Annotated in this window: 21 protein-coding genes; all 21 read left to right on the top strand. The window is 65.1% G+C overall.

The features are described 5' to 3' along the window. Positions 1 to 73: 73 nt before the first annotated feature. The 21 genes from rpoC (at position 74) to rpsH (ending at position 16,929) form a co-directional block, all read left to right on the top strand. On the top strand, positions 74 to 4,273 hold the full coding sequence (gene rpoC, locus ABB55_RS03940) for a DNA-directed RNA polymerase subunit beta' (protein WP_054357650.1): 4,200 nt from the start codon (positions 74 to 76) through the stop codon (positions 4,271 to 4,273). Positions 4,274 to 5,215: 942 nt separating this feature from the next. Then, positions 5,216 to 5,587 (top strand): 30S ribosomal protein S12, encoded by a 372-nt coding sequence (gene rpsL, locus ABB55_RS03935; RefSeq protein ID WP_054357649.1) that lies wholly within the window; start codon positions 5,216 to 5,218, stop codon positions 5,585 to 5,587. 91 nt (positions 5,588 to 5,678) lie between these two features. Continuing rightward, the gene (rpsG, locus tag ABB55_RS03930) at positions 5,679 to 6,149 is read left to right on the top strand and encodes a 30S ribosomal protein S7 (protein ID WP_054357648.1); all 471 of its coding nucleotides are present in this window, start codon (positions 5,679 to 5,681) and stop codon (positions 6,147 to 6,149) included. 33 nt (positions 6,150 to 6,182) lie between these two features. Then, on the top strand, positions 6,183 to 8,255 hold the full coding sequence (gene fusA / locus ABB55_RS03925) for an elongation factor G (RefSeq protein WP_054357647.1): 2,073 nt from the start codon (positions 6,183 to 6,185) through the stop codon (positions 8,253 to 8,255). A 126-nt stretch (positions 8,256 to 8,381) separates the two neighbouring features. Continuing rightward, positions 8,382 to 9,572: an elongation factor Tu gene (gene tuf, locus ABB55_RS03920; RefSeq protein WP_054357646.1), complete on the top strand. Its 1,191-nt coding sequence runs from the start codon at positions 8,382 to 8,384 to the stop codon at positions 9,570 to 9,572. 73 nt (positions 9,573 to 9,645) lie between these two features. Continuing rightward, positions 9,646 to 9,954: a 30S ribosomal protein S10 gene (gene rpsJ / locus ABB55_RS03915; protein WP_054357645.1), complete on the top strand. Its 309-nt coding sequence runs from the start codon at positions 9,646 to 9,648 to the stop codon at positions 9,952 to 9,954. Positions 9,955 to 10,056: 102 nt separating this feature from the next. Beyond that, positions 10,057 to 10,773, top strand: a complete 717-nt coding sequence (rplC, locus tag ABB55_RS03910) for a 50S ribosomal protein L3 (RefSeq protein WP_054357644.1) — start codon at positions 10,057 to 10,059, stop codon at positions 10,771 to 10,773. Then, complete coding sequence (gene rplD / locus ABB55_RS03905; protein WP_054357643.1) at positions 10,773 to 11,402, top strand: 50S ribosomal protein L4; 630 nt, start codon at positions 10,773 to 10,775, stop codon at positions 11,400 to 11,402. Before rplC ends, rplD begins: the two co-directional genes overlap by 1 nt. 5 nt (positions 11,403 to 11,407) lie before the next feature. Then, positions 11,408 to 11,701 (top strand): 50S ribosomal protein L23, encoded by a 294-nt coding sequence (locus ABB55_RS03900; protein ID WP_054361821.1) that lies wholly within the window; start codon positions 11,408 to 11,410, stop codon positions 11,699 to 11,701. Positions 11,702 to 11,720: 19 nt separating this feature from the next. Next, entirely contained in the window at positions 11,721 to 12,554 is an 834-nt protein-coding gene (gene rplB, locus ABB55_RS03895; protein ID WP_054357642.1) for a 50S ribosomal protein L2, read from the top strand. Between the two features lie 8 nt (positions 12,555 to 12,562). Further along, positions 12,563 to 12,841 (top strand): 30S ribosomal protein S19, encoded by a 279-nt coding sequence (gene rpsS, locus ABB55_RS03890; RefSeq protein WP_054357641.1) that lies wholly within the window; start codon positions 12,563 to 12,565, stop codon positions 12,839 to 12,841. 3 nt (positions 12,842 to 12,844) lie between these two features. Continuing rightward, complete coding sequence (gene rplV / locus ABB55_RS03885) at positions 12,845 to 13,222, top strand: 50S ribosomal protein L22 (RefSeq protein ID WP_054357640.1); 378 nt, start codon at positions 12,845 to 12,847, stop codon at positions 13,220 to 13,222. Continuing rightward, positions 13,222 to 14,001 (top strand): 30S ribosomal protein S3, encoded by a 780-nt coding sequence (gene rpsC / locus ABB55_RS03880; RefSeq protein WP_054357639.1) that lies wholly within the window; start codon positions 13,222 to 13,224, stop codon positions 13,999 to 14,001. The genes rplV and rpsC overlap by 1 nt, the downstream gene beginning before the upstream one ends. 37 nt (positions 14,002 to 14,038) lie before the next feature. Further along, positions 14,039 to 14,452 carry a 50S ribosomal protein L16 gene (rplP, locus tag ABB55_RS03875; RefSeq protein WP_054357638.1) on the top strand — a complete coding sequence of 138 codons (414 nt, stop codon included), beginning with the start codon at positions 14,039 to 14,041 and terminating at the stop codon, positions 14,450 to 14,452. 12 nt (positions 14,453 to 14,464) lie between these two features. Then, a complete protein-coding gene (rpmC, locus tag ABB55_RS03870; RefSeq protein ID WP_054357637.1) occupies positions 14,465 to 14,653 on the top strand; it encodes a 50S ribosomal protein L29 in 189 nt (62 codons plus the stop codon). A 14-nt stretch (positions 14,654 to 14,667) separates the two neighbouring features. Further along, a complete protein-coding gene (gene rpsQ, locus ABB55_RS03865; RefSeq protein ID WP_054357636.1) occupies positions 14,668 to 14,913 on the top strand; it encodes a 30S ribosomal protein S17 in 246 nt (81 codons plus the stop codon). Between the two features lie 36 nt (positions 14,914 to 14,949). Continuing rightward, positions 14,950 to 15,318 carry a 50S ribosomal protein L14 gene (rplN, locus tag ABB55_RS03860; RefSeq protein WP_054357635.1) on the top strand — a complete coding sequence of 123 codons (369 nt, stop codon included), beginning with the start codon at positions 14,950 to 14,952 and terminating at the stop codon, positions 15,316 to 15,318. Then, positions 15,318 to 15,635 carry a 50S ribosomal protein L24 gene (rplX, locus tag ABB55_RS03855; RefSeq protein ID WP_054357634.1) on the top strand — a complete coding sequence of 106 codons (318 nt, stop codon included), beginning with the start codon at positions 15,318 to 15,320 and terminating at the stop codon, positions 15,633 to 15,635. Before rplN ends, rplX begins: the two co-directional genes overlap by 1 nt. Continuing rightward, positions 15,628 to 16,188: a 50S ribosomal protein L5 gene (gene rplE / locus ABB55_RS03850; RefSeq protein ID WP_054357633.1), complete on the top strand. Its 561-nt coding sequence runs from the start codon at positions 15,628 to 15,630 to the stop codon at positions 16,186 to 16,188. Before rplX ends, rplE begins: the two co-directional genes overlap by 8 nt. Positions 16,189 to 16,214: 26 nt before the next feature. After that, positions 16,215 to 16,520 carry a 30S ribosomal protein S14 gene (rpsN, locus tag ABB55_RS03845; RefSeq protein WP_054357632.1) on the top strand — a complete coding sequence of 102 codons (306 nt, stop codon included), beginning with the start codon at positions 16,215 to 16,217 and terminating at the stop codon, positions 16,518 to 16,520. A gap of 10 nt (positions 16,521 to 16,530) precedes the next feature. Continuing rightward, positions 16,531 to 16,929: a 30S ribosomal protein S8 gene (gene rpsH / locus ABB55_RS03840; RefSeq protein ID WP_054357631.1), complete on the top strand. Its 399-nt coding sequence runs from the start codon at positions 16,531 to 16,533 to the stop codon at positions 16,927 to 16,929. Positions 16,930 to 16,939: the final 10 nt, after the last annotated feature.

Genomic DNA, 16,939 nt, shown 5'->3' with positions numbered 1-16,939 from the left:
TGAAATGGAATTCCTTTGGCGGGATGCCGGTGCGACTGGCCACGCGTCCGGTGCCCCGCAGGAGAAACGGCCGATGAATCAAGAAGTCATGAACATCTTCAATCCGCAGGCGACGGTCGCCCAGACCTTCGACGCCATCCGGATTTCGATCTCCAGCCCGGAAAAGATCCTGAGCTGGTCGTACGGCGAGATCAAGAAGCCGGAGACGATCAACTACCGGACCTTCAAGCCGGAGCGGGACGGTCTGTTCTGCGCGCGGATCTTCGGGCCGATCAAGGATTACGAGTGCTTGTGCGGCAAGTACAAGCGCATGAAGTACAAGGGCGTCATCTGCGAGAAGTGCGGCGTCGAAGTGACCCTGTCGCGCGTCCGGCGCGAGCGCATGGGCCATATCGAGCTGGCCGCCCCGGTCGCCCATATCTGGTTCCTGAAGTCGCTGCCGAGCCGCATCGGCATGCTGCTCGACATGACGCTCAAGGACCTCGAGCGCATCCTCTATTTCGAGCACTATGTCGTCACCGAGCCGGGCCTGACCCCGCTCAAGCTGCACCAGCTCCTCTCGGAGGAGGAGTTCGTCAAGGCGCAGGACGAATATGGCGAGGACAGCTTCACGGCGATGATCGGCGCGGAGGCCATCCGCGACCTGCTCGCCTCGCTCGACCTGCCCAAGCTGACCGAGACCCTGCGCCAGGAGATCGCCGAGGCCACCGGCGAGCTGAAGCCGAAGAAGCTCGCCAAGCGGCTGAAGCTGATCGAATCCTTCATCGATTCCGGCAACAAGCCCGAATGGATGATCCTGACCGTCGTCCCGGTCATCCCGCCGGACCTGCGTCCGCTGGTGCCGCTCGACGGCGGCCGCTTCGCGACCTCCGACCTGAACGACCTCTACCGTCGCGTCATCAACCGCAACAACCGCCTCAAGCGGCTGATCGAACTGCGCGCGCCGGACATCATCATCCGCAACGAAAAGCGCATGCTGCAGGAGGCCGTCGACGCGCTGTTCGACAACGGCCGCCGCGGCCGCGTCATCACGGGCGCCAACAAGCGGCCGCTGAAGTCGCTCGCCGACATGCTGAAGGGCAAGCAGGGCCGGTTCCGCCAGAACCTGCTCGGCAAGCGCGTCGACTATTCGGGCCGTTCGGTCATCGTCGTCGGTCCGGAGCTCAAGCTGCACCAGTGCGGCCTGCCGAAGAAGATGGCGCTCGAGCTGTTCAAGCCCTTCATCTATTCGCGTCTCGACGCGAAGGGCCTGTCGTCGACCGTCAAGCAGGCCAAGAAGCTGGTCGAGAAGGAGCGTCCCGAGGTCTGGGACATCCTGGACGAGGTCATCCGCGAGCATCCGGTGATGCTGAACCGGGCGCCGACGCTGCATCGCCTCGGCATCCAGGCCTTCGAGCCGGTCCTGATCGAAGGCAAGGCGATCCAGCTGCATCCGCTGGTCTGCACCGCCTTCAACGCCGACTTCGACGGCGACCAGATGGCCGTGCATGTGCCGCTCTCGCTGGAAGCCCAGCTCGAAGCGCGCGTGCTGATGATGTCGACCAACAACATCCTGCACCCGGCCAACGGTCTGCCGATCATCGTGCCGTCGCAGGATATCGTGCTCGGCCTCTACTATCTGTCGATCATGGCGGAGAACGAGCCGGGCCAGGGCATGGCCTTCTCGAACCTCGGCGAGCTCTATCATGCGCTCGAGGCCAAGGCGATCACGCTGCACACCAAGGTGCGCGGCCGGTATTTCGGCGTCGACAAGGAGGGCAACCGCACCTCCAAGATCTACGAGACGACGCCCGGCCGCATGCTGATCGGCAACCTGCTGCCGAAGCATCATGCCGTCCCGTACGATGTCTGCAACCAGCTCATGACCAAGAAGACCATCTCGGGCATGATCGACGCGGTCTACCGCGCCTGCGGACAGAAGGAGACGGTGATCTTCTGCGACCGGATCATGTCGCTCGGCTTCTACCATGCCTTCAAGGCCGGCATCTCGTTCGGCAAGGACGACATGGTCATCCCTGACACCAAGGCCAAGCTGGTCGAGGACACCCAGGCCGCCGCCAAGGAGTTCGAGCAGCAGTACCAGGACGGCCTGATCACGCAGGGCGAGAAGTACAACAAGGTCGTCGACGCCTGGGCCAAGTGCACCGACCGCGTCGCCGAGGAGATGATGAAGCGCATCTCCGCGGTGCATAAGGACGATGACGGCCGCCAGCGTCCGATCAACTCGGTCTACATGATGAGCCACTCGGGCGCCCGCGGCTCTCCGGCCCAGATGAAGCAGCTCGCCGGCATGCGCGGCCTGATGGCCAAGCCGTCGGGCGAGATCATCGAGACCCCGATCGTCTCGAACTTCAAGGAAGGCCTGACCGTGCTCGAGTACTTCAACTCGACCCACGGCGCCCGTAAGGGTCTGGCCGACACCGCGCTGAAGACGGCGAACTCGGGCTACCTGACCCGCCGCCTCGTCGACGTGGCCCAGGACTGCATCATCACCGAGCAGGATTGCGGTACCGATCAGGGCATCCGCGTCCAGGCGGTGCTCGATGCCGGCCAGGTGATCGCCTCGCTCGGCATGCGCATCCTCGGTCGCGTCACGACCGAGGATCTGGTCGACCCGAACACCGGGGCGGTCGTGATCGGCAAGAACCAGCTGATCGCGGAAGCCGACGTGAAGCGGATCGAGGCGGCCGGCATCCAGTCGGTGCGCATCCGGTCGGTGCTGACCTGCGACACCAAGATCGGTGTCTGCGTGCAGTGCTACGGTCGCGACCTCGCGCGCGGCACGCCCGTCAACATGGGCGAAGCCGTGGGCGTCATCGCGGCGCAATCGATCGGCGAGCCGGGCACCCAGCTCACCATGCGCACCTTCCACATCGGCGGCACCGCGCAGGTGGTGGACTCGTCCTTCGTCGAATCGAACTTCGAAGGCACGATCCGCATCCGCAACCGCAATGTCGTGCGCGATGGCGACGGCAAGATCATCGTGATGGGCCGCAACCTGGTCGTCGTGGTCGTCGACCAGGACGGTTCGGAGCGGGCGACCCATCGCCTGATCTACGGTTCGCGCCTGTTCGTCGACGACGGCGACAAGGTGAAGCGCGGCCAGCGTATCGCCGAATGGGACCCCTATACCCGTCCGGTCATCTCCGAACTGGACGGCGTCGCCGGCTACGAGGATCTGATCGACGGCCAGTCGATCCAGGAATCGACCGACGAGGCGACCGGCATCACCAAGCGCGTGGTCATCGACTGGCGCGGCTCCAGCCGCACGGCCGACCTCAAGCCGGCGATCGTCGTGAAGGGCCAGGACGGCAAGATCCTGCGCCTGTCGCGCGGCGGCGAGGCCCGCTACATGCTGGCCGTCGAGGCGATCCTGTCGGTCGAACCGGGCGCTCCGATCCGGGCGGGCGATGTCATCGCCCGTATCCCGCTCGAAAGCGCCAAGACCCGCGACATCACCGGCGGTCTGCCGCGCGTCGCCGAACTGTTCGAGGCCCGGCGTCCGAAGGATCACGCGATCATCGCGGAGATCGACGGCACCGTGCGCTTCGGCAAGGACTACAAGAACAAGCGCCGGATCATCATCGAGCCGTCCGACGCTTCGCTCGAGCCGCGGGAATATCTGATCCCGAAGGGCAAGCACGTCCATCTGCAGGATGGCGACATCATCGAGAAGGGCGACTTCATCCTCGACGGCAATCCGGCGCCGCACGACATCCTGGCGATCAAGGGCGTGGAGGCGCTGGCCGCCTACCTCGTCAACGAGATCCAGGAAGTCTACCGGTTGCAGGGCGTGGTGATCAACGACAAGCACATCGAGGTGATCGTTCGCCAGATGCTGCAGAAGGTCGAGGTCACCGATGCCGGCGAGAGCCCGGAACTGATCAACGGCGAACAGATCGACAAGATCGAGTTCGACGCGATGAACGAGAAGCTGGTCTCCGAAGGGCTGAAGCCGGCCTCCGCGGTGCCCGTGCTGCTCGGCATCACCAAGGCCTCGCTGCAGACCCGGTCGTTCATCTCGGCCGCGTCGTTCCAGGAGACCACCCGCGTCCTCACCGAGGCCGCGGTCGCCGGCAAGGCCGACAACCTGGAAGGCCTCAAGGAGAACGTCATCGTCGGCCGTCTGATCCCGGCCGGCACGGGTTCGGTGATGAGCAAGATCCGCTCGATCGCCACCCATCGCGACGATCTCATCCTCGAGGAGCGCAAGGGCCAGCAGCCCGCCGGCACCGGCGAACAGCCGGCCATCGCGCTGCCCGCGGCGGAGTGATCCGCACGGGCTTTGCCCGGACCAAGGCATGAGGGCAGGGGCCGCGGCGCAATCCGCGGCCCCTGCTTTTTGTCGTTCGGAGCATTCGGGCTGCCCTGGGGCCGGCCGCCCGGCCAACCGACCGACTCGGCGGCCCGGTCACCGGACCGCACGGGACGAATCGTCAAAGGGCCGCGGCATCCGCGCGGCCGGACGACCCTGCCGATGCGGTCCCGACGACGGTGCGGGGGCTCGGTCGCCGATTCTGCATGGCGGCGGCCCGCCGTCGCTGGCTTATGCCGGACCAGCAGGCGGTCTGACCCGTGATCAAACGCCAGCGACTGTGGCGGCGGTGCCGGATCTCGGCGCAGCCCGGTCCGGGCCGGTCCGGCGGAATGCCCGTTGCAACAGGATGTTGTCGCGGGATCCGAAGCCATCGGACGAAGCCGGCCGGGACGCTTCGGCCCGGACGGCCCACTGCCGCTGCGGCATCGGATTGGATGCAAGGGCATCGCGTCGGGGCGCCCGGCGGGCTCCGAAGCGGGGTGGCGGCGGGGGGGCGGGATCGCGGAAAGCGCGGCTTTCCGGCTCTTTTGCCCCAGAGATGGCTTGACTGCGACGGACGACCCTCCTATGTTCCGCCCACTTTCGCGGCAGGCCCGTCGGTAGCCCGTGATCGAGTGAGTCCAATGCACTCGAACAATGGCACCGAGACGCTCTCGCGAAACCGTGACCTAGGAAAGCCGAGGATCATGACCCGAGCGGTTTAGCCGTTCCGGTCCTCTGACTTTTCGCGCCGAGCGCGGACGTAAAGTCCGCAGCCCGGTGCTTGTCGTCGTTGTCGCGAGCGAATCGGATTCGCAGCGCTGGCGGCAAGAGGTGCGAGCGGCGAACCCTGACGGGTGGGCCTGAGGCGAATTGCGATCGCGTCCCGTAAGGGCGCAGACGAGGTAGAGAAGACGCATGCCGACGATCAACCAGCTGATCCGCAAGCCGCGCGTTGCGCCCGTGTACCGGGAAAAGGCCCGCCATCTCGAGGCCTGCCCGCAGAAGCGCGGCGTTTGCACGCGCGTCTACACGACCACGCCGAAGAAGCCGAACTCGGCGCTCCGCAAGGTCGCCAAGGTTCGCCTGACCAACGGCTTCGAAGTGATCGGCTACATCCCGGGTGAAGGCCACAACCTTCAGGAACACTCGGTGGTGATGATCCGCGGCGGCCGCGTCAAGGACCTTCCCGGCGTGCGCTATCACATCCTGCGCGGCGTGCTCGACACCCAGGGTGTCAAGGACCGCAAGCAGCGGCGCTCGAAGTACGGCGCCAAGCGTCCGAAGTGATCTGAAACGGGGGCGGAGATCGCCGCTGGGCTCTGGCGAGCCGCCGGTCTCCCGCCCCCTCGTCTTGTCTTACGACCGAGGAATTCTGTCCATGTCCCGTCGTCACAGTGCCGAGAAGCGCGAAATCCAGCCGGATCCGAAGTTCGGCGACAACGTCGTTTCGAAGTTCATGAACAACGTCATGCGCGACGGCAAGAAGTCGGTCGCCGAGACCATCGTTTATGGCGCCTTCGACATCATCGAGAAGAAGACCCGGCAGGACCCGGTGTCGATCTTCCATCAGGCGCTCGAGAACGTCATGCCGCACACCGAGGTGCGGTCCCGCCGCGTCGGCGGCGCGACCTACCAGGTCCCGGTCGACGTTCGTCCGGAGCGTCGCCAGGCGCTGGCGATCCGCTGGCTGTTGACCGCCTCCAACGGCCGCAACGAAAAGACGATGACCGAGCGCCTCTCTGCCGAGCTGCTCGATGCATCGAACAACCGCGGTAACGCGGTGAAGAAGCGGGAGGATACTCACCGCATGGCGGATGCGAACCGCGCATTCTCCCACTATCGCTGGTGATCCTTCTTTCTGCTCTTCCGACGAGGTTTCGACATGGCCCGCACCTACGCCCTCGAAGACTACCGAAATTTCGGTATCATGGCGCACATCGACGCCGGCAAGACCACGACGACCGAGCGCGTGCTCTACTACTCGGGCAAGTCGCACAAGATCGGTGAAGTCCATGAGGGCGCGGCCACCATGGACTGGATGGAACAGGAGCAGGAGCGCGGCATCACGATCACGTCGGCCGCGACCACGACCTTCTGGAACGGCAAGCGCCTGAACATCATCGACACCCCCGGCCACGTCGACTTCACCATCGAAGTCGAGCGTTCGCTCCGCGTGCTCGACGGCGCCGTCTGCGTTTTGGACTCCTCGCAGGGCGTCGAGCCGCAGACCGAGACCGTGTGGCGCCAGGGCGACAAGTACAACGTGCCGCGCGTCGTGTTCTGCAACAAGATGGACAAGGTCGGCGCGGACTTCGACCGCTGCATCAACGACATCAAGGTCCGTCTCGGCGCCAAGCCGGTCGCCATCCAGCTGCCGATCGGCGCTGAAAGCGACTTCAAGGGCATCGTCGACCTGGTCCGCATGAAGGGCGTCGTCTGGGCGGACGAGTCGCTCGGCGCGAAGTTCTCCGATGTCGAAATCCCGGCCAACCTGGTCGAGAAGGCCGAGGCCGCGCGCATCGAGATGATCGAGGCCTGCGTCGATCTCGACGAGACCGCGATGGAACAGTATCTCGAAGGCGAGATGCCCGACGAGGCGACCATCAAGCGTCTGCTCCGCAAGGCGGTGCTGACCGGCGCCTTCTATCCGGTGATGTGCGGCTCCGCCTTCAAGAACAAGGGCGTGCAGCCGATGCTCGACGCGGTCGTCGACTATCTGCCGTCCCCGCTCGATCGCCCGGCGATCAAGGGCATCGACGTGAAGTCCGGCGAAGAGACCGACCGCAAGTCGTCCGACGCCGAGCCGCTGTCGATGCTGGCCTTCAAGCTCATGGACGACCAGTACGGCGTCCTGACCTTCTGCCGCATCTACTCGGGCAAGCTCGAGAAGGGCGTCACGCTCCTGAACACGGTGCGCGAGAAGAACGAGCGCGTCGGCCGCATGGTTCTCATGCACGCCAACAACCGTGAAGACATCACCGAGGCCTTCGCCGGCGACATCGTCGCCCTGGTCGGCCTCAAGGATACCCGCACCGGCGATACGCTCTGCGATCCGTCGAAGCCGGTCATCCTCGAAAAGATGATCTTCCCGGAGCCGGTCATCGAGATGGCCATCGAGCCGAAGACCAAGACCGACCAGGAAAAGATGGGCGTCGCGCTCGCCAAGCTGGCGGCCGAGGATCCGTCCTTCCGCGTCACCACGGACTCGGAAAGCGGCCAGACCATCATCAAGGGCATGGGCGAGCTTCATCTCGACATCAAGGTCGACATCCTGAAGCGCACCCACAAGGTCGAAGTCAATGTCGGCGCCCCGCAGGTCGCCTATCGCGAGACCATCCGTCGCGCGACCGAGATCGACTACACCCACAAGAAGCAGACCGGCGGCACGGGCCAGTTCGCCCGCGTCAAGTTCCAGATCGAGCCGGGCGAGCCGAACACGGGCTTCCACTTCGAATCGAAGATCATCGGCGGTTCGGTGCCGAAGGAATATTTCCCGGGTGTCGAAAAGGGCCTGAACTCGGTCATGACCTCCGGCCCGATCGCGGGCTTCCCGGTCGTGGACGTGAAGGTCGCGCTGATTGACGGCGCCTATCACGAGGTCGACTCCTCGGCGATCGCCTTCGAAATCGCCTCGCGCGCCGCTCTGCGCGAAGGCCTGCAGAAGGCGAACCCGGTTCTGCTCGAGCCGATCATGAAGGTCGAATGCGTGACCCCCGAGGAGTATCTCGGCGGCGTCATCGGCGACCTGAACTCGCGGCGCGGCCAGATCGCCGGCACCGATACGCGCGGCAACGCGCAGATCGTCAACGCCATGGTGCCGCTCGCCAACATGTTCGGCTACGTCAACACCCTGCGGTCGATGAGCCAGGGTCGCGCCAGCTACACCATGCAGTTCGACCACTACGAAGAAGTGCCGTCGAACGTCGCACAGGAAGTCCAGAAGAAGTTCGCCTGATCCGACCGATCGGCTAGAGCAAGAACCGGCCGGGACATCTGCCCCGTCCGGACATAGCTTGCGACGATAATCAGATGATAGGAGCGGTTGCTGCCGCTCTAGACGAGAGATCACGGAGAGGCTCCGATGGCCAAAGAGAAATTCAACCGCGACAAGCCGCACTGCAACATCGGGACGATCGGTCACGTCGACCACGGCAAGACGTCGCTGACGGCCGCGATCACGAAGGTGCTCGCTGAGACGGGCGGCGCGACGTTCAAGGCCTACGATCAGATCGACGCGGCGCCGGAAGAGAAGGCGCGCGGGATCACGATCAACACGGCGCATGTCGAGTATCAGACGCAGAACCGTCACTACGCCCACGTCGACTGCCCCGGTCACGCCGACTACGTGAAGAACATGATCACGGGCGCGGCGCAGATGGACGGCGCGATCCTGGTCGTGTCGGCGGCCGACGGCCCGATGCCGCAGACGCGCGAGCACATCCTGCTCGCCCGCCAGGTCGGCGTTCCGGCGATCGTGGTGTTCCTGAACAAGTGCGACATGGTCGACGACGCCGAGCTCCTGGAGCTGGTCGAACTCGAGGTGCGCGAGCTCCTGTCGAGCTACGGCTTCCCGGGCGACGACATTCCGATCGTGAAGGGCTCTGCGACCGAGGCGCTGAACAACGGCGACGCGAAGCTCGGCCATGACGCGATCCTGGAGCTGATGCGCAACGTCGATGCGTACATTCCGCAGCCGGAGCGTCCGGTCGACCTGCCGTTCCTGATGCCGGTCGAGGACGTGTTCACGATCTCGGGCCGCGGCACGGTTGTGACGGGTCGCGTCGAGCGCGGCATCGTGAAGGTCGGCGAGGAAGTCGAGATCGTCGGCATCCGCCCGACGCGCAAGACGACCTGCACGGGCGTCGAGATGTTCCGCAAGCTGCTCGACCAGGGCCAGGCCGGCGACAATATCGGCGCGCTGCTGCGCGGCATCGAGCGCAAGGACGTGGAGCGCGGCCAGGTGCTGTGCAAGCCGGGTTCGGTGACGCCGCACACCAAGTTCGAGGCCGAGGCCTATATCCTGACCAAGGAAGAGGGTGGCCGTCACACGCCGTTCTTCTCGAACTACCGCCCGCAGTTCTACTTCCGCACGACGGACGTGACCGGCGTCTGCCAGCTGCCGGAAGGCACCGAGATGGTGATGCCGGGCGACAACGTGAAGCTCGTCGTCGAGCTGATCGTGCCGATCGCCATGGAGGAGAAGCTCCGCTTCGCCATCCGTGAAGGCGGCCGCACCGTCGGCGCCGGCGTCGTCGCCAAGATCATCGCCTGATGTCGGTTCGGGAATGCGGGGCGCGCGGTTCCGCCGCGCCCCGCTTCCCGTCTGAACCTTCGAGGATACCGAAATGAACGGTCAGAACATCCGAATCCGCCTCAAGGCGTTCGACCACAGGGTGCTGGACGCCTCGACGCGCGAGATCGTCTCGACGGCCAAGCGCACCGGCGCTCATGTCCGCGGTCCGGTCCCGCTGCCGACGCGGATCGAGAAGTTCACGGTGAACCGGTCGCCGCACATCGACAAGAAGAGCCGCGAGCAGTTCGAAATCCGGACGCACAAGCGGCTCCTGGACATCATCGACCCGACCCCGCAGACCGTGGACGCGCTGATGAAGCTCGACCTCGCCGCCGGCGTCGACGTCGAGATCAAGCTCTGAGACCCCAAGCTCCTTCTGGGCGGACCCGGTCGGAGCCTCTGCTGACGTACACACGGGACATCACGGTTCAGTGACGTTTCCGGCAACAATAGAGAGAACGCCATGCGTTCAGGTGTGATCGCAACGAAGCTGGGGATGACCCGCATCTACATGGAGTCGGGCGAGCAGGTGCCGGTGACGGTCCTGAAGCTCGACGCCTGTCAGGTGGTGGCTCATCGGACCCAGGAGAAGAACGGCTATACGGCGCTGCAGCTGGGTGCCGGCCTCGCCAAGGTGAAGAACACGAGCCGCCCGATGCGCGGCCACTTCGCCAAGGGCTCGGTCGAGCCGAAGCGCAAGGTCGTTGAGTTCCGGGTCGACCCGGACAAGATGATCGAAGTGGGCGCGGAGATCACCGCCGACCATTTCGTCGTCGGCCAGTTCGTCGACGTGACGGGAACGTCGATCGGCAAAGGCTTCGCCGGCGTCATGAAGCGCTGGAACTTCCGCGGTCTGCGTGCAACGCACGGCGTCTCGGTCTCGCACCGCTCGCCGGGTTCGACCGGCAACCGTCAGGACCCGGGTCGTACCTTCCCGGGCAAGAAGATGGCCGGCCATCTCGGCAACGAGCGGGTCACCACGCAGAACCTGAAGGTCGTCCGTACCGATGTCGAGCGCGGCCTGATCATGGTCGAGGGCTCGGTTCCGGGTTCGAAGGGCGGCTGGATCCTGGTGCGCGACGCGGTCAAGCGCGCTGCGCCGGCCAACCTGCCGCTGCCGGGCGCCTTCCGCTCATCCACCGCGGCCGCCGAGGCCACTGCCGAGAAGGGGGCCGAGTGATGGAAATCACGGTCAAGACTCTCGAGGGTGCCGACGCCGGCACCATCACTCTGTCGGACGCGATCTTCGGGCTCGAGCCGCGCATCGATCTGCTTCAGCGCGTCGTGCGCTGGCAGCTCGCCAAGCGCCAGGCCGGCACCCACAAGACCAAGACCCGGGCCGAAATCGCCCGCACCGGCAAGAAGATGTACAAGCAGAAGGGCACCGGTTCGGCCCGCCATCACTCGGCGCGCGCCAACCTGTTCCGCGGCGGTGGCCGGTCGCACGGCCCGGTCGTGCGCAGCCACGCCCATGATCTGCCGAAGAAGGTCCGCGCCCTCGGCCTGAAGCATGCGCTTTCGGTCAAGGCGGGCACGGGCGCCATCGTGATCCTGGCGGCCGCGGCCGCCGAGGCTCCGAAGACCAAGGCGGTCAAGGCGCAGCTCGACAAGCTCGGTCTCGCCAACGCCCTGTTCATCACGGGCGCGGAGGTCGATACCAATTTCGGCCTCGCCACCCGCGCGATTCCGAACGTCGACGTGCTGCCCGTCCAGGGCATCAACGTCTACGACATCATGCGCCGGCAGACCCTGGTCCTGACCAAGGACGCCGTCGACGCGATCGAGGCCCGGTTCCGGGTGGAGGCGTGAGCATCATGATCAATCTCGCTCACTACGACATCATCCGTTCCCCGGTCATCACCGAAAAGGCGACGATCGCGGCGGAGCAAAACAAGGTGGTCTTCAACGTCGCCATCACCGCGACGAAGCCGGAGATCAAGGCCGCCGTCGAGGCGCTGTTCAAGGTGAAGGTGACCGCGGTCAACACGCTGGTCCGGCAGGGCAAGGTGAAGCGCTTCCGCGGCTTCGTCGGCAAGCGGGACGACGTGAAGAAGGCGATCGTGACCCTCGCCGAGGGGCACCGCATCGACGTCACGACGGGCCTCTGAGCCAAAAGGGTATCGCACAATGGCGCTCAAGACTTTCAAGCCCGTCACGCCCGGCCTCCGCCAGCTGGTGATCGTCGACCGGTCGAGCCTGTACAAGGGCAAGCCGGTCAAGACCCTGACCGAGGGCCTCAATCAGACGGGCGGCCGCAACAACCTCGGCCGTATTACGGTCCGGTTCCGCGGCGGCGGCCACAAGCGGTCCTACCGCATCATCGACTTCAAGCGGCGCAAGTTCAACGTGCCGGCGACGGTCGAGCGGCTCGAGTACGACCCGAACCGGACCGCGTTCATCGCGCTGATCCGCTATGCGGACGGCGAGCTGAGCTACATCGTGGCGCCGCAGCGCCTTGCGGTCGGCGACACGGTCGTGTCGGGTCCGTCGGTCGACGTGAAGCCGGGCAACTGCATGCCGATCGGCAACATGCCGGTCGGCACGCTGGTCCACAATGTCGAGATGAAGCCCGGCAAGGGCGGCCAGGTCGCCCGTTCGGCCGGCAATTTCGCTCAGATCGTGGGCCGCGACCAGGGCTACGTGATCCTGCGCCTCAACTCCGGTGAGCAGCGCCTGGTCCACGGCACCTGCCTCGCCACCGTCGGTGCGGTTTCGAACCCGGACCACATGAACACCTCGATCGGCAAGGCCGGCCGGCAGCGCTGGCTGGGTCGTCGCCCGCACAACCGCGGCGTGGCGATGAACCCGGTCGATCATCCGCATGGCGGCGGCGAAGGCCGCACTTCGGGCGGCCGGCATCCGGTCACGCCCTGGGGCAAGCCGACCAAGGGCAAGAAGACGCGTTCGAACAAGGCGACCGACAAGTACGTCGTCCGCTCGCGCCACGCCAAGAAGGGTTGATCTAAACCATGGCTCGTTCTGTCTGGAAAGGCCCGTTCGTCGACGGTTACCTCCTGAAGAAGGCCGAGAAGGCGCGCGCCTCCGGCCGGGCGGAAGTTATCAAGATGTGGAGCCGTCGCTCCACCATCCTTCCGCACTTCGTCGGGCTCACCTTCGGCGTCTATAACGGTCACAAGCATATTCCGGTGCTGGTGTCGGAGGACATGGTCGGCCACAAGTTCGGCGAGTTCTCGCCGACCCGGACCTACTACGGTCATGCGGCCGACAAGAAGGCGAAGAGGAAGTAACCGATGAGCAAGCCGAAAGCCGAGCGCGCGCTCAAGGACAACGAGGCTCAGGCGGTGGCGCGGAACATCCGCGTCAGCCCGCAGAAGCTCAACCTCGTCGCCTCCATGATCCGCGGCAAGAAGGTCGCCACCGCACTGGCGGAACTGACCTTCTCGCACAAGCGCATCGCCATCGACGTCAAGAAGACGCTCGAAAGCGCGATCGCCAATGCTGAAAACAACCACGACCTCGACGTGGACAGCCTGGTGGTGAGCCAGGCCTATGTCGGCAAGGCCATGGTGATGAAGCGCTTCCATGCCCGCGCCCGCGGTCGTGCCGGGCGTGTCGAGAAGCCGTTCTCGCATCTGACGATCGTCGTTCGCGAAGTGGAGTCCGCCTGATGGGACAGAAGGTCAACCCGATCGGGCTGCGGCTCGGCATCAACCGGACCTGGGACTCGCGCTGGTACGCCGGCAAGGGCGAGTACGGCAAGCTGCTCCACGAAGACATGAAGATCCGCAAGTATCTCATGACCGAGCTGAAGCAGGCCGCCGTCTCCAAGGTCGTCATCGAGCGCCCGCACCGCAAGTGCCGCGTCACCATCCACTCGGCCCGTCCGGGCGTGGTGATCGGCAAGAAGGGCACCGACATCGATCGTCTGCGCAAGGGCGTCGCCGCCCTGACCGACAGCGAAGTGCACATCAACATCGTCGAGGTGCGCAAGCCCGAGACGGACTCGACCCTCGTGGCCGCGTCGATCGCCCAGCAGCTCGAGCGTCGCGTCGCCTTCCGTCGCGCCATGAAGCGCGCCGTGCAGTCGGCCATGCGGCTCGGTGCCGAAGGCATCCGCATCAACTGCTCGGGCCGTCTCGGCGGGGCGGAGATCGCGCGTCTGGAATGGTATCGCGAAGGTCGCGTGCCGCTGCACACGCTGCGCGCCGACATCGACTTCGGGACCGCCACGGCGATCACCGCCTACGGCACCTGCGGCGTCAAGGTCTGGATCTTCAAGGGCGAAATCCTTGAGCACGATCCGATGGCCTCCGAGCGTCGCGCCTCCGAGCCGGAGACCGGCCGCCGCGAGCGTGGCGACGGTCGCGATCGGGATCGCGACAACGACCGTCGCGGCCGTGGCCGTGGCCGCGATCGTGGCGATCGCGATGCCGAACGGGCCGGCTGACGGCTTCGGTTGAACAGGAAATCGAGAGAGAACGACGATGCTGCAACCGAAGCGCACGAAGTTCCGGAAACAGTTCAAGGGCCGCATCCGCGGTACCTCGAAGGCCGGCTTCAACCTTGACTTCGGCTCGTTCGGCCTGAAGGCCCTCGAGCCGGAGCGCGTCACCGCCCGTCAGATCGAAGCCGCGCGCCGCGCGATCACGCGTCAGATGAAGCGCCAGGGGCGCGTCTGGATCCGCGTGTTCCCGGACGTTCCGGTTTCGTCCAAGCCGACCGAAGTCCGCATGGGCAAGGGTAAGGGTGCACCGGAATTCTGGGCGGCTCGCGTCGCTCCCGGGCGCATCCTGTTCGAGATCGACGGCGTGCCGTTGGAGACCGCCGAAGAGGCGCTCCGCCTCGGCGCGGCGAAGCTCCCGATCCGCACCCGCTTCGTGGCCCGCATCGCCGACTGATTGGGGAGAGCCATGAAAGCGTCCGACATCCGTACCAAGACGACCGACGAGCTCAGCGACGAGCTCGCCCGTCTGAAGAAAGAGCAGTTCAACCTTCGCTTCCAGAAGGCCACCGGACAGCTCGAGAATACCGCGCGCGTCCGTGAGGTCCGGCATGACATCGCCCGGATCAACACGGTGCTGCGCGAGAAGCGCGTCTGAAGGAGGGCGAAACCATGCCGAAGCGTGTCCTGCAGGGCGTCGTCGTCTCCGACAAGAACGACAAGACGATCGTGGTCGAGGTGGAGCGCCGCTTCACCCACCCGCTGCTGAAGAAGACCGTCCGCCGGTCCAAGAAGTACCATGCGCACGACGAGACCAATCAGTACAAGGTGGGCGACATCGTCTCCATCGAGGAAGGTCGGCCGATGTCGAAGCAGAAGCGTTGGGTCGTGCTCGGCCCGGTCGGCGCGGCCGGCTGAGCCGTCACGTTCAGATAATCAGAAAGGCGTTCGGTCATGATCCAGATGCAAACTAACCTCGATGTCGCCGACAATTCCGGCGCCAAGAGGGTCATGTGCATCAAGGTCCTCGGCGGTTCGAAGCGGAAGTACGCCACCGTGGGCGACATCATTGTCGTCTCGGTCAAGGAGGCGATCCCGCGCGGCCGCGTCAAGAAGGGCGACGTGATGAAGGCGGTGGTGGTGCGTGTGTCCAAGGACATCGCCCGTCCCGACGGTTCGGTGATCCGGTTCGACCGGAATGCCGCCGTACTGATCAACAATCAGAAGGAACCGATCGGGACCCGCATCTTCGGACCGGTTCCGCGCGAACTGCGCGCGAAGAACCACACGAAGATTCTCTCGCTCGCGCCGGAGGTGCTGTGATGGCCGCGAAGATCAAGAAGGGCGACAAGGTCGTCGTGCTTTCGGGCCGCGACAAGGGCAAGACCGGTGAGGTCCTGCAGGTGATGCCGACCGAGGACCGCGCCGTGGTGCGCGGCGTCAACGTCGTGCAGCGCCACACCAAGCCGCAGGGCGCCAACGAGGGCGGCATCATCCGCAAGGAAGCGCCGATCCACCTCTCCAACCTGGCCGTTGCCGACCCGAAGTCGGGCGAGGCGACCCGGGTCGGTTTCAAGATTCTGGACGACGGGCGGAAGGTCCGGTTCGCCAAGCGTTCGGGAGATCTGATCGATGGCTGAGGTCGTCAACTACGCGCCGCGGCTGCGCAAGCACTATGACGAAGTGGTGCGCCCGGCCATGATCGAGAAGTTCGGGTACAAGAACCCGATGGAAGTGCCGAGCCTCGACAAGATCGTCCTGAACATGGGCGTCGGCGAAGCCACCGGCGATTCCAAGAAGCCGTCGGTCGCGGCTGCGGATCTCGCGATGATCGCCGGTCAGAAGCCGGTCGTGACCCGCGCCCGCAAGGCGATCGCGACCTTCAAGATTCGCGAGAACATGCCGATCGGCGCCAAGGTCACCCTGCGCAAGACCCGCATGTACGAGTTCCTGGATCGTCTCGTGACCATCGCGCTGCCGCGCGTCCGGGACTTCCGGGGCCTCAACGCCAAGAGCTTCGACGGCCGCGGCAACTATGCCATGGGCGTCAAGGAACACATCATTTTCCCGGAGATCAACTACGACAAGGTCGATCAGATCTGGGGAATGGACATCATCGTCTGTACGACGGCGAAAACGGACGAGGAGGCTCGGGAGCTTCTGAAGCTCTTCAACTTCCCGTTCCGTCAGTGAGCCGTTACGGCAGAGGATAGGACAAAATGGCCAAGACGAGTTCGATCGAGAAGAACAACCGGCGTCGCAAGATGACCGCCAAGTTCGCCAAGAAGCGGGCGGAGCTGAAGTCCGTGGTCATGGACCGCGAGACGTCGCCGGAAGTGCGCATCCAGGCGGTGATGAAGCTCGCCCAGCTGCCGCGCAACGGCGCCAAGGTGCGGATCCGCAATCGCTGCGAAGTGACCGGCCGCCCGCGCGCCTTCTACCGCAAGCTGAAGATGTCGCGTCTCGCGCTTCGTGAACTGGGCAACCAGGGCATGATTCCGGGCCTCGTGAAGTCGAGCTGGTGAGGAGCGCCCGATGACCATGACCGATCCCCTGGGCGATATGCTGACCCGGATCCGCAATGCGCAGATGCGGCGCAAGTCGAAGGTTCTGACCCCGGCTTCCAAGCTGCGCGCCAACGTGCTCGACGTTCTCAAGACCGAGGGCTACATCCGCGGCTATGAGCTCGTCGATGTCGACGGCGGCAAGTCGGAGTTCGAGATCGAACTCAAGTATTACGACGGCGAGCCGGTGATCCGCTCGATCCAGCGCGTCTCGAAGCCTGGTCGCCGCGTCTATTCGTCCGTTGCCAACATTCCGCGGGTCGCCAACGGCCTCGGTGTGACCATCCTGTCGACCCCGAAGGGCGTCATGGCCGATCACGCCGCGCGCGACTCGAATGTCGGCGGCGAAGTGCTCTGCACCGTGTTCTGATCGGGAGAGG

The sequence above is a fragment of the Prosthecodimorpha hirschii genome, assembly GCF_001305515.1.
Classification (GTDB): Bacteria; Pseudomonadota; Alphaproteobacteria; order Rhizobiales; family Ancalomicrobiaceae; genus Prosthecodimorpha; species Prosthecodimorpha hirschii.
The sequence above is the reverse complement of the archived record's forward strand: the minus strand, read 5'-3'. Positions and strand labels throughout refer to the sequence as shown.